We start from the raw sequence: 14,087 nt of genomic DNA on the forward strand, positions 1-14,087 counted from the left end.
GAAGAAAACGATATAAAAACTAATGTATTGACAAGGTAAAATTATTCTTAAAATAAAAATGACTCTGGAGCGCCTATTTGTCTTAATTAACCTCGGATTTTTTATTTTGACTAATCTTGATAACTTATTAATGCACAAGCGCTTGTGACATTCAATCAAGGAGTCACAATATGATTAGTCAAGAAAATTTTATTAAAGCCTGGAAAAATAAACGCTTAATTGCTGGAGCATTGAAAGCAGCGGGAGTTAGGCGAGATTACGTTCACTATGAAGATTTAATGCAAGATGGAGTCTTGTTATATGCCGAATTACTTGATAAGTTAGAAAATCAACCAGATCAGAAAGTTGATAAGTTAGCTTTTAGAAAGATTATCTGGAAGACAATTGATGAATTACGTAAGATTCAAAGGCATGAAGAGCGTACAAGCAATTTAGAAGAAGCTTTTAATTTATATAAAAATGATTATGATTGGCAGAATTTGATCATACTAAAACAAGAAATTAAAAAGATGACGCAAGAAGAGTTGCTAGTTTTATTTGAACACCTAATTTGCGGTAAGACGATTACCCAGATTGTAAAAGAAACTAAAATACCGCGAATCAGAATTAAGCGTTGCAAGAAAATGTTGATTACTAAGATGAAGTTAGCTCTCAGTAAATAGATAAATGACCAGCCGTCTAATGATAACAAGACTGCTGGTCGTTTTTTGTATAGAAGTTAAAGATAACGTAAATTTTATGGTTTATTAAGATAAATATTTTTTATAATATACTTATAAAAAAATCAATATAATAAGTTTATAAGATAGTAAAACAAACAGGAGAAGATTTTATAAAAAGTCTTGGATTACTATTTTTTTGATAAATTTTTAGGGTAAAATAAATAACATCTAACTATTAATAAGTGAGGAGAAAAACATTAATGAATAAGAATAAACGTAATTTGGACATTAATACTGCTAATCAAAGACAACGTTTTTCTATTAGAAAATTGTCAATTGGTGCAGCTAGTGTATTGCTTGGAACTACGTTCTTGTTTGCCGGCCAAACTGTGCAAGCAGCATCAACGCCGCAAGATGCACGGGAAGAAGTAGCCCAAGAAGATGCAAAGCAACAAACAAGTGAAAAGCAAGTAACTGATGCTAAACACGAAGTTGTAAAACCTAATGTTGATGAAGAAGCTAAGAAGCCAGATACTGCGCAAAAGCAAGGAACTGCTAAGAACGCAGAACAAGAGCAGCAAAAAACTTCTGAAGTAGCTCAAGATAAGCAAAATCAAGCTAAAAAGGCCGCAAAGGATGTTCAAAAAGACAACTCTAATAAAGATGACAAGGAGCAAAATAAGACTGAAGTTAAGACAAATACTTTAAGCCTTACAAAACCTGACGGTAAATCAGCTCTTAATCAAGATGCACTTAAAGCATCAAAGGCCGTTGCTAAAACTAATTCAGAAAAACCAAAAGACAGTCAAAAAGCTCAAGATGAAATTCACGCAACTTTGAATTTTCGAAATACTGATACAGTTATTAAAAGTGTCACATTGACTGGAAAGCCAGGTCAAACAGTATATGATGCATTAGGTGGAAAAGATGTTTATAGTTATATCTTAGAAGATTATCCTAGTTACATGTTGCTACCTGGAGCAGAATACAAGTCTAAAGTTATTTATACTACCCAGTCTCAGGATAAACCGGGATTAACCAAATATTTTAATGATCCTCAGTTAATTACAGATTATGAAAATTGGCATAAGGAATATCAGGATGGTAAGCATCCATTATTTGATTATCTACCAACAGATGATCTGGATATGACTAATCAATCTCTGTTATCCGGCGAAACACCGTTAAGCGATAAGAGTACTTATACTGTTGAAGTGGTAAAGCAAACTAGTAGAAGATCTCCTAAAGGGAATGTATATCGATTAGAAGACTATGCTGTGGCTGGTCGAAATATCAATTATAATAAATATCTCGGTAAAGATAAGACTGAAAAATTAGCTTACCAGGTTAAAAATGGAATTGTTTGGACTGCAATTGGCGATACTATAGATGCTCCTATGCCAGTTTATGAAGCATTAAATACACACGGAAGAATTCCTGCTCATTTATCGAAGGTAGAATATGATGGTAATACTGGTCTCCCAATGCCTAGTGGTACTTATGGCAAGGGGCAAGTTACGTTTACTATAGACTATCCCAAAGAAACTGCCGAGAATCGTAAAGCGGCTGAACAGTCTGGTGATCTTACTGAATGGTCAACTTTAGATGATTTAGTTGATGAGATTCCTTATACTGGTGAATATGGTGAGGACTATAAAACAACGATAGAAGGAAATTCTACTCATGTGACACATAATGGTAATATTCCTGGTAATCCACCAGATCAAAACATCATGTACTATGCTAACCGTAAATTTAATGTCATATTTAAGGATATTACTTATGGCGATGGCGACAAGGCAATTGAACTGACTAACTACGATTACACTGATCCAAACCAAATGACTATGGCTGCCAACAGTAAGAAAAATCCTCACAACGGCGCTGATAATGGCAATTATCAAGCATACAAAGTAGATGCAGATGTATATCATGGCAAGCTTGATGATTTGAGAAATGCTGGTTATGCAATTGTTTCTACTGACGTTGATCTTGATGGCCAAACTTACAGTGTAGATGAATTTAATAAGGATAAGCTTTATAATTCGGACGGTACAATCAAGCCTAAGACTTATGTTGTTAAGGTATTGCGCGGCGTTAAAGAATTTACACCTCAAGCTACTGCAAAGAGAGAGGTAAACTACAAAGCTAATAGCAAAGATGGCAAAACTCTAAAGGATCCTATTACTCAAGAAGTAAGCTTGACTGGTGATGGTACTTATTACACTGACGCTACTATTAAAGACTCAACGACTCTTGTTAATACTAAAGAGATTACCGATCTTGATGGTAACAAGGTTAGAGTAGTTGATAGTGAAAATACTGCTCCAGTCGAAGTAACTTGGCAGATTGATTCAACTAAGAATCGCCACGATGTAACCAAAAATGGTGATAAATTTGACTTTGAAAAACCTGCAGGTTTAGAAGCACCAGAGACAATTGGTGCTTGGAGTCATGTAGCTAGTCTTGATATCAATAATGTAGTGGATCACTATTCACCTGTTAATAAAGACAATAAGACTCTTGAACCGGTTTACTTAATCTACAAGCAAAAGGCTACCGCTCACACAATTCACAAGACGATCACTCGGACAATTCACTATGTAACTGGTGGTAGTAATCATGAAGTATTGCAAGACCCAGTAACCCAGACTGCAAACTTATCATCTACTTACTACACTGATCAAGATGGTAAAGAAGTAGCAACAACTAAGATTGATGGTGTTCATTACGTTGATCCTGATAAATCAGTTCCAGCACGAACTTGGAGCGTTGATTCAACTGGTAATACTGAAGTTACTGGTGGTTCATTTGATGAGAAGGCTCAAGATGTAATTACTGTTGAAAATGGCAAAAATAAGGGTACCTGGTCAATTGAATATGCAGCAAACAATACTGCAGATTCTGAGCATTTAAGTGATAAGTTTGCACCTGAAAAGGTTATTGATACTGCTCTTCCAGATAAGAGTCATTTTGATGTTTACTTGGTTTACACTAAGGACGTTAATGCCGATATTACTTACTGGGACATCACTGATGGTATGGAGCACAAGGTAAAACTTGGCAAGACTGATAGAGATAATGATGAACATGGTAAGACTGGTAGTGAAATTTACTTCAATAATAATGAAAAGCGCATCAGCGATTTAGAAAATCAACACTATATCTATGTTGATACTGACTTTAATAAAGGTGACAAGTACGGTACTGAAGACAGCCACTTCAATGTTTACTTTAGACATGCTGTTAAGGAAATTACTCCAAATACACCAATTGATGAAGTTCCTAAGGACAAGAATGGTAATCCTGTAGTTGATCCTAAGAGTTTACATAAGGAATTCACTCGTAATATTTACTTCAAGGCAAATACTGAAGATGGCGCTACTTTGAAGGATCCAATTCCACAAAAAGTTGAATTCAATGGTACTGTCTATGTTGACTTGGTAGATAATACAACCACTACTCCTGAAACAGTTAAGGATATTAATGGTAACGATGTTCAAGTAGCTACTAAGCAATCTGGAGCTATCAAGTGGGATGCTGACAGCAAGACCTTGAATGAAGTTAAACAAGATACTATTACTTTGAATAAGGGTGATAAGCATGCAACTTCAGATGATCTGGTAGGTACTTGGTATCAAGTTTCTGGGAAGGCTGATGAAGTCAACTTGAGACCAGCTTCTGATAACCCTCAAGATGAAACTTTGGTTTACAAGCAAAAGGCCCAATACAACATTCACTATATCGATGTTAACGGTGTGGAAGATAAGGATGCTTATGCCCTAACTGATGGTCATGAACTTACTGATCATAGGGTTTCTAATGTTGGTGAAGGAGATAACATCTACGTTGGTGATACTCCTGATGCAACTAACAAGCTTTGGAGTCCAGAAGATTATGAAAAAGCTGGTTATGTTTTAGTTGGTTTGTCCAATAATGCCCGAGATGACAAGTTAGGTAAGCAAACATTGACTCACGGCGTTCAAGATCAATATGTTTACTTGAAGCATGGTGTAACTTCTTCAACTGATAAGACTAAGAAAGATGACATTAAGAGTGAAACTACTTCTGTACAACGTAAAATTTACTATCGTGATGCGCAAACTGGCGAATTAGTCAGAGAAGAATTGAAGAAGTATGGTATTGATGCTGACGTTCCTGACATTACTCAAACAGTAGATTATGTTCGCGTACCACTGTACGATGCATTCAATGGTAGTTTCTTAGGCTTCGCCGCTCTTTATGTAGATCCAAATGGTTTTGCAAAATTGGATAAAAATGGTAAACCGGAAATCAAGAAGGACAGTAATGGTCAACCAATAATTGCTACTCAAAACGATAAAGATTCATGGGTTCCAACTGGTAAACACACAGAATATCCAGAACAAGGGTCACCTGATTTAACTCAGTATGGTTATAAGAAGGCTCGCGCTCTTGAAAGTAGAGACGAAGATAAAAATGACGGTGGAAAAATAGTAGAGAATAAAGCCTCTGATCCAACCAAGAATGGTGACGACGTAAATGTCTACTACTTCCATGATCAACTTGGTGTAACTTCTGATAAGCCAGAATTTGGTATTGATGTGAAGGATCTTAAGAAGACTTTTACTAGAACGATTGTTTACCGCGGAACTAAAGATGGTGGCAAGACTTACCAAGATGTAAACGGATCACCGAAAGACACTCATAAATACGAGCAAAGTGTAACTTTCACTTGTAGCGCTGTTATTGATAAGGTAACTAAGAAAGTTCTTAGTTATACTGACTGGACTTCAGAAAAACCCGATATGGATGAAGTTGTTTCTAAGAAGCCTAATGAAGTGGGCTACAATTTCGTTGATATTGAAAAAGTGGGACGTGAAGATGTCGATCCAACATTAGATAAGTCTGATTTAGGTACATATCTAGTAACTTACACTTACAGCGAACCTGAAGCTAAGGTTTATAACGTTACAACAAATTACGTTGACGAAGAAGGCCATAAGCTTCAGAAATCAACCACAACTCATAATCATGAAAATGGTACTGAGTACTTTACTGACCATCCAACTACCATTACAACTGAAGATGATAAGACTTATGAATTCAAGGAAGTTCATAAAGATAGTGATAAGCCAAGTGGTGACATTAACAGTAAAGATGTTGAAGTAACATATGTTTACAAGTTGAAGAAGCCTACAGACAAACCAGCGCAAGAAACTCACAAAGTTACTGTTCACTATGTTGACGAAGAAGGTAATGTAATTTATCCTCAAAATACTTTGCCAAAAGAATTCAAGACTGGCGAAAAGTATGACGTTAGAGGAGAAAAGAAAGATTTAATCAACTTCAACGACAAGACTTATGAATTTAAAGAAGTTAAGAAAGATGATAAGCCAGAAGGCTCAATGCCAAACGCTGATGTTGATGTAACTTACATCTACAAGTTGAAAGAATCTCCAGTAACACCACCAACACCACCATCAGAAAAAACATACAAGGTAACAGTTAACTTTGTTGATGAACAAGGCAATGAGTTGCAAGATTCAAGACATAGTGACAACCACAAAGATGGCAGTGATTACAATGAGACAGATCACCCAACTACAATTACCAAAGACGGTAAAACTTATGTCTACACCAGAGTAGAAGATGATCCAACAAGTGGAACTATCCAAGGTAAAGACGTTGTTGTAACTTATGTTTATAAGGAAGTTACTGAGCCAGCTAAGGACTCTGATAAAGAACCAGAAAAAGAAAATAACACTGAAATTAAAGTAGTTGAAAAGAATAATGATACAAAACAAGAAGTATCTAACGAAAAATCTGAATCAATTACTGAATTGTCAAACGAAACTCCAGCTCCTGAAAAATCAGAAGCCAAGTCTCACACAGTTTCTGTAACTGGCAACGCAACTAAGAGCGATGAATTACCACAAACTTCAAGCAAGTCCAATAATGTCTTCGGTGCATTAGGATTAGCAATTGCTGCAGTAGGTTCACTCATTGGTTTAGGCGCTCGCAAGAAGAAACGTGATTAATAATCATAAGTAGAGCAAAACAAAAGACATCCTTTTGACGGGATGCCTTTTTTGCATGCAGTAAATTATTTTAAAGAATAGGTGATAGCAATCTTGAAAAGTACTGCTTAAACTTGCGCCACCAGGATTGCTGGTCAAAGTATTCATTCGTCAGCAGTGTCGAGTCTTCAATGTCTTTTTCAAATATTTCTTTTAATTCTTGGGTTAATTGCGGACTGTAACAAAATGCATTAACTTCAAAGTTTAATCGGTAGCTTCTAAAGTCTTGATTTGCTGAACCAACAGAAGAGATGTCAGAACCAGAAACCACTGTTTTGGCATGAATGAACCCTTTGTTATATTTATAAACTTTTAAACCTTGTTTAGTTAGATATTTCGCATAATATTCGGTAGCTCGGTAAACAAATGGGTGATCGGCCATACATGGGATCATGATCCGTACATCAACACCACTTTTTGATGAAATTATCAAACTCTCTAAGATAGGATCGCCGGGAATTAGATAAGGCGTTTGAATATAGACGTAATTTTGAGCTTGGGCAATGATATGTTCATAGCCACGCTGAATACCAAGGTTAGAATTGTCAGGTCCTGATGCTACGATTTGCATCGCAACGCAAGAAGGATCTTGACGGTTCCAGTCAAGCTTAAAGTTTTTGATTTCTTCGTCAATGTTGATTTTAGGTAGACGAGACTTACGACACGAGGTATTCCAATCCATCGTAAAGCGGACTTCCATCATTGCGGCCGATTGACCAACTACGCGTAAGTGAGTATCGCGCCAGTGACCGAATTTTTTACTTTGATCCACATATTGATCACCGATGTTAAAGCCACCGATGTAGCCGATTTTGTGGTCAATGATCACAAGTTTTCTGTGTAAGTGATAGTTATAACGCGGAGTTGTGTACCAGTGGTTAGAAGAATCAGAGATGAAAGGCTGAGCACATCCACCAAGTTCACGCAATTTATTAAAAAACTTAGGATGCGTGCCATGCGATCCGCTTGCGTCATAAAGAACACGAACGGTAACGTTACGGCTAGCTGCTTTTTCTAAAGCTGCAAGGACACGTTTTCCAAGATTATCGGCATAGAAGGTATAGAATTCTACATTGATTGTGTCTTTAGCTTGATTTATATTTTCTATTAAGTTATCAAACAATTTTGGTCCATCAGTGAAAATTTGTACACTATTATCGATAGTCAAAATCGCGTCATCGTTGTTTAAATTAAGTTCAACTAAACGACGGCTACGCTGATTTTGATCAAGATTAGGCAAAAGATCATGCTGAGCAAGCATATGCCTTTGCTGCTTTAAAAATTGCTGACGAATTTTTTCTTGTTCTTGTTTAATAATAAAGATCTTGTCATGAGATAATTGACGCCCAACAAGTAAATACAAGATAAAACCGATATAAGGCAGCCCAATTAAGACTAATAACCATGCCCAAGTCGAAGCAATATCGCGGTGGGAGCGAAAGACTGTCCAGACGGCGAAAATTACGTTGATTATCCAGAGAATTTCGATGGATCTGCCGACAACATACCCAGTTAACGTTAACATTTACTTAATCTCCTTTAAAAGTAGTCAACTCATTTTAACATAAGTAGTTGTCTGATAAGTCAAAGACAGGAGGATTGCTTTTTTGCTAACTATCTCCCAGTGCAAAAAGCTATAAAATGTGTTAGTTTAAAAACATAACTTCGATCTGGAGGAAAATTATGATTGTTGAACAACCTTATTTAGATTTATTGAATGAAATTATGACAAATGGTCATGATAAAAAGGATCGTACTGGCGTAGGGACGCGTAGTCTTTTTGGAGCACAGATGCGTTTTGATTTAAGCCAGGGATTTCCAATTTTGACAACTAAAAAAGTTCCTTTTGGATTAATCAAGAGCGAACTTTTGTGGTTTTTACACGGTGACACTAACATTAGATTTTTGCTTGAACATAACAATCATATCTGGGATGAATGGGCATTTAAAAACTGGGTTAATAGTAGTGAATATCACGGCCCTGATATGACAGATTTTGGTTTACGCGCTCCGAAAGATCCTCAATTTAATGAGGTTTATCAAAAACAACTTCGTGAATTTGATGATCGGATTTTAAATGACGATGATTTTGCAAAAAAATATGGCAACTTAGGGGATGTCTACGGTGCACAGTGGCGTCATTGGCAAAAACGTGATGGCGGATTTATCGACCAAATTCAAAACGTGATTGACGCAATCAAAAAGACGCCTTATTCGCGTAGGTTAATTGTGACAGCTTGGAATCCTGAAGATGTACCAAGTTCAGCTCTTCCTCCATGTCATGTGCTTTTTCAATTTTATGTAAATGATGGCAAGTTAAGTTGTCAATTATACCAGCGTTCAGGCGATATGTTCTTAGGTGTACCATTTAACATTGCTTCTTATTCTTTATTGATTCACTTGATAGCTCGTGAAACTGGATTAGATGTAGGTGAGTTCATCCATACATTAGGCGATGCTCATATTTATCGCAATCATTTTGAACAAGTAAAAACCCAGCTTTCAAGAAGACCATTAGATGCGCCACAACTATGGCTTAATCCAGATAAAAATAAAATCGAAGATTTTACAATGAAAGATATTAAGTTAGTTAACTATCACCATGCAGGTGCGATTTCTGCGCCGGTTGCAGTCTAGAGGATTTTTATGATTAAGTTAATTTGGGCCGAAGATCAAGAAAAAAATATTGGTTATCAAGAAAGCTTACCTTGGTATCTTCCAGCTGATTTAGCGCATTTTAAACGCGAAACTTTAGGACATATTATTGTAATGGGGTCGAAGACTTTTGATAGCTTGCCGAAAGTTTTGCCAAAAAGGGTGCATTGGATATTAACGCATCATCCGGATAAATATCAAGATTATTTTACTAACCCACAAGTTAAAATATTTACTGATCTTGACCAGCTAAAAAAAGCAATCAAAAATTGCCAAGAAGACATTTATGTGATCGGTGGTAAGAGTCTATTTGATCAAGTATGTGATATTGCTGATCAATTGATTGTAACGAAAATCCATGCCTCTTTTAAAGGGGATGTAAAGGCTCCGATGATTAAAGAGCAAGAATTTAAGTTAGTGAGTCAAACTCAATTTGAATCTGATGAAAAAAACAAATATAACTATGAGATCGATATTTATCAAAAATTGGTCTAGCTTAAAGATGATTTATCAAAAATAAATCATCTTTTTTTATTTCACAAATAAGTGGCTCAAGATAGTGCTAAATCAAGTTAAATAACAGTAGATTACACGTGACTTGTTCTTTTTTACCAATCTTTTTTGTTGACATTATTTCACAAACGAGTAAATATATACATGTAGTGTATGAAAGCGTATACACAAAAATGGTATAGTTACTAGGAGATATAGATATGGTTTTAAAAAATAAAGCTTACGTACTATGGTTCGACGATTTGAAACGTGAAGATGTCGGACTGGTTGGAGGTAAGGCATCATCACTTGGCGAATTAACATCAGGTACCAATGTGCCAGTTCCTTATGGATTTGCGACGACTGCCAATGCTTATCGTTATTTCATGGAAGCAACCGGCTGCAATAAGCGAGTAAATGATTTACTTGCAGGATTGAAAGATATTGAAAATTCTGATGAATTACACTCAGTATGTAAAAAAATTCGCCGTATTATCACCGACGCGAATATGCCAGCTGATTTAGCTCGTTATATTGGCGATGCCTATGATGAATTGGCAATTAAGATGCATGTAAATGAACCATTTGTTGCTGTTCGCTCGAGTGCAACAGCTGAAGATTTGCCTGAAGCTTCTTTTGCCGGCCAACAAGATACATATTTAAATGTTCACGACCGTGATGATGTCATCAAAAAAGTTAAGAAATGTTACGCTTCGCTTTTTACTGATCGCGCTACATATTACCGGATGAAACAGCACTTCCCACAAGAAAAAGTTGCTTTAGCTGCAGCTGTACAGATGATGGCCTTTTCTAAAGCAGCCGGAGTTATGTTTACAGTAAATGTTGCCACTGGTGATGATACTAAGGTTATGATCGAAGGATCCTGGGGCTTAGGAGAATTCATCGTTCAAGGCACAGTCACCCCAGACAATTATGTGGTTGATAAGAAGACTATGAAAATTGTTAAAAAGACTGTAAACAACAAAAATATCGAATTAGTTCGTCTGCCTGATGGCGGCGTTGAGCAAAAAGATGTTCCAGCTGATCTTGCCAAAGAGCCTGCTTTAACAGATGAGCAGATTATTGAGCTTGCCAATTATGCTAAAAATATTGAAAAGCACTATGGCTGCTATATGGATATGGAATGGTCTTTGGATCAAAATAATAAACTTTGGCTAGTTCAAGCGCGTCCAGAGACAGTTTGGTCACAAAAAAATAAAGCTAAAAAAGAAAATACTGAAAATAAGTCTGATCAAGAGGCTCTTACTACCGATCACAATGTGATTTTGAGAGGTTTGCCAGCAAGTCCAGGTTTAGTGAGCGGGAAAGTTCATGTGATTGATGATCCTAAAGATATTGATCAGTTTAAGCAAGGAGAAGTTTTAGTCACTCTGATGACTTCTCCTGACTGGGTCCCAGCGATGAAAAAGGCAGCCGCAATAATCACCAACAATGGAGGGATGACTTGTCACGCTGCAATTGTTTCTCGTGAGATGCAGATTCCATGTTTAGTTGGAACTGCCAGCCGCGGAGTTAAAGCAACCTCAGCTTTAAAGAATGGGCAGTTGGTGACCGTTGATGCAAAAGATGGGGTGGTTTATGACGGAATTGTTGAAGATTTAGTCAAAAAAGAAAAGCCCGCTTCTAATTCAAAGCTAGTAGAAAGTGAATACTTTGCTCCAACTGCAACTGGAGTCATGATGAATCTGGGTGATCCAGAGCTAGCTGAAAAGTATACAAGCTTACCAGCTGATGGAATTGGATTGATGCGTGAAGAATTCTTGTGGACGACTTATATTCACCAGCACCCTCTATATTTAATAGAGACTGGTCATCCAGAGCGTGTAGTTAACGAATTAGCTAATGGGATCGCTAAAGTTGCCCGCGCGATGGCCCCTAGACCTGTTGTTTTGAGATTTTCAGATTTTAAGTCAGGCGAATACCGCAACTTGAAAGGTGGAGAAAAGTACGAACCTCATGAACCAGCAGATTTGCTTGGTTGGCGTGGAGCTTCAAGATATTATGATCCTAAATATATTGATGCATTCAAGTTAGAGTTAGAGGCTGTAAAGAAAGTTCGCAATGAATTTGGCTTAAAGAACTTAAATGTAATGATTCCATTTTGTCGAACAGTTGATGAAGCCCAAAAAGTTACCCAACTGATGGAGGAAAATGGCTTAGAGCGCAATGAAGACTTTAAGGTTTATATGATGGCTGAGATTCCTTCTAACATTATTTTGGCAGACCAGTTTAATAAATATGTAGATGGTTACTCAATTGGCTCAAACGATCTGACGATGTTTTATTAGGATGTGATCGCAATAACGATACGGTTTCTAGTTTATTTGATGAAAGAAACTTAGCAGTTAAACGGGCAATTGCTCATTTAATTAAGACTGCACACAAAGATGGTAAGACAGTTTCAATTTGCGGACAAGCTCCGTCAGAGTATCCGGAATTCACCGAATTTTTGGTTCAACAAGGAATTGATTATGTTTCAGTAAATCCAGATATGGTTAAAGCTACTAAGCGTAATGTTGCCCATTATGAACAAAGAATTTTACTTGATAAGGCAACTGGTCGAGGATTGAAGCAAGCAGAAGATTACACATGGTAAATTAAGGAGACTGAAGAAATGGATAAGTTATTATACGCAACTTATAACAACAATAAAGTGGCTGAAGTACAAGATATTTTAGATGAGTTTGATATAGATATTGATTTGTTATCACTTAATGATTTTGATAATGTACCGGAATTCGTTGAAAATGAGACAACCTTTTTGGAAAATGCCAAAGTCAAAGCTCATAGATTTGCGGACTTTTCAGGAATGCCAACTTTAGCAGAGAGTTCTGGGCTTTGCGTTGACCACTTAAACGGGGCTCCTGGTGTATTTTCTTATCGCTATGCCGGACAAGCTCATAATGATGCAAGAAATAACGCGAAATTACTTGCTGCTATGGGAGGAGTCGCTAGTGAAAAGAGAAATGCTCAACTTTATACAGCGTTAGTTATTTCTTGGCCAGACAGTGACGACGACTTAATTAGCGCAGGTACAATTAAAGGTGAGATTATGACTTATCCGCATGGTGAGCAAAATTACGGCTACGATCCGTTGTTCATGGTTCCACAAGTTGGTAAGACCTTAGGTGAGATGTCGATTGCTGAAAAAAATAGTGTTTCTCATCGCGGGCAGGCTTTCACTAAGATGGTGCAAGAATTACCAATGTGGTGGGATCGCCATGTACATGCGATGTCAATTGAAGGCTAGCATCGGTTAGGGATGATCTTAGATAGAAAAAAGACCAGTCGTTTTATTGACTGGTCTTTTTGTTGCATAGTTTTGTTTACTTACCAAATAATTGCTCAATATCATTTATCATCTTTTGAAAAGCATTTTGTAAGCTTTGAAGGAATTGATTTTGATTATTCTTTATCTCATTGATCGCATTATCTGCTTGGTTAGGATTATTTTTGATCTGATCAATTGCCGAACCCAATTGGCTGATTTGATTTTGAAGGGATTGATTATTAGCTGCGTTGTTCTTCAACTGCTCATTTTGCTCTTTCAAATTATCTAACTGATTTTGCAAAGCTTGCTTATCATTGTCCTGCTTATATTGATTTACTGCTTTCTTAAGAGCGGAAGTTTGATTTTGAAGTTCTTTATTTTGCTCAGATAAATCATCTAACTTGCTGTTTGCTGAATTTAATGCGCTTGTTTGAGCTTGTTGATTTTGAACTTCATCATTATGAGCTTGGCAAGCTGAAATACCGAAGAAAATTAAGAATAGCAAAACTATAATGCCTAAAACGATCCAAACAGTTTTCTTCTTTTTCTTTGGAGTATTTTGAGTAGGACGATTTTGAGTTGCAGCTGAAGGGGTATTGTAAGTTTTGACCCAAGCTTGAATTTCTTTAGTAGTATAATCGTTATTTGGGCCAACTGCGGTAATTACGATAGTATAAACACCAGCTGTATTTGGATTTACTGCCTTTTTGTTAATGCTGACATGATCGTTAGAAATTGCTTGGCCGTTTTGGGTCACGGTTAAATTTAACTGATTAATGATATCTTGGTCAGAAAGTTCTTGTCCCAGTGGCCAGTTGATAGAATTTGCATTTGTATTGATTTGAAGTGTCATTATTTTCAGTCCTTTTGTATGGATGTATTAAGTTCATTATACAGGTAATTTCAGTTATTTCTAAATTTCAGCGC

General features: G+C 36.6%; 7 protein-coding genes and 1 pseudogene. 6 read left to right on the plus strand and 2 right to left on the minus strand.

Features of this window, described 5'->3' with window-relative positions; all coding sequences use genetic code 11:
• The first annotated feature begins 170 nt into the window (after positions 1-170).
• Both Q0Y70_RS07330 and Q0Y70_RS07335 read left to right on the plus strand, forming a co-directional pair.
• Positions 171-662 carry a sigma-70 family RNA polymerase sigma factor gene (locus tag Q0Y70_RS07330; RefSeq protein ID WP_297819069.1) on the plus strand — a complete coding sequence of 164 codons (492 nt, stop codon included), beginning with the start codon at positions 171-173 and terminating at the stop codon, positions 660-662.
• Between the two features lie 260 nt (positions 663-922).
• Positions 923-6,682 (plus strand): MucBP domain-containing protein, encoded by a 5,760-nt coding sequence (locus Q0Y70_RS07335; protein ID WP_297819072.1) that lies wholly within the window; start codon positions 923-925, stop codon positions 6,680-6,682.
• A gap of 70 nt (positions 6,683-6,752) precedes the next feature.
• Here the strand turns inward: Q0Y70_RS07335 and cls are convergent, their stop codons facing one another.
• Positions 6,753-8,246 (minus strand): cardiolipin synthase, encoded by a 1,494-nt coding sequence (gene cls, locus Q0Y70_RS07340; RefSeq protein WP_297819075.1) that lies wholly within the window; start codon positions 8,244-8,246, stop codon positions 6,753-6,755.
• 155 nt (positions 8,247-8,401) lie between these two features.
• On the opposite strand from cls, the gene Q0Y70_RS07345 reads away from it, so the two are divergent.
• From Q0Y70_RS07345 to rdgB, 4 genes and pseudogenes are all read left to right on the plus strand, one after another.
• Positions 8,402-9,358 (plus strand): thymidylate synthase, encoded by a 957-nt coding sequence (locus tag Q0Y70_RS07345; RefSeq protein ID WP_297819089.1) that lies wholly within the window; start codon positions 8,402-8,404, stop codon positions 9,356-9,358.
• A gap of 9 nt (positions 9,359-9,367) precedes the next feature.
• Positions 9,368-9,871, plus strand: coding sequence for a dihydrofolate reductase (locus Q0Y70_RS07350; protein ID WP_297819079.1), 504 nt, complete (start codon positions 9,368-9,370; stop codon positions 9,869-9,871).
• A 218-nt stretch (positions 9,872-10,089) separates the two neighbouring features.
• A pseudogene (gene ppsA, locus Q0Y70_RS07355) lies at positions 10,090-12,485 on the plus strand (phosphoenolpyruvate synthase).
• Between the two features lie 18 nt (positions 12,486-12,503).
• Positions 12,504-13,139, plus strand: a complete 636-nt coding sequence (rdgB, locus tag Q0Y70_RS07360) for an RdgB/HAM1 family non-canonical purine NTP pyrophosphatase (protein ID WP_297819083.1) — start codon at positions 12,504-12,506, stop codon at positions 13,137-13,139.
• A 76-nt stretch (positions 13,140-13,215) separates the two neighbouring features.
• Here rdgB and Q0Y70_RS07365 read toward each other — a convergent pair whose 3' ends face one another.
• Positions 13,216-14,013: a hypothetical protein gene (locus Q0Y70_RS07365; RefSeq protein WP_297819085.1), complete on the minus strand. Its 798-nt coding sequence runs from the start codon at positions 14,011-14,013 to the stop codon at positions 13,216-13,218.
• Positions 14,014-14,087: the final 74 nt, after the last annotated feature.

It is taken from the genome of uncultured Lactobacillus sp., from assembly GCF_947367085.1.
Lineage (GTDB): Bacteria > Bacillota > Bacilli > Lactobacillales > Lactobacillaceae > Lactobacillus.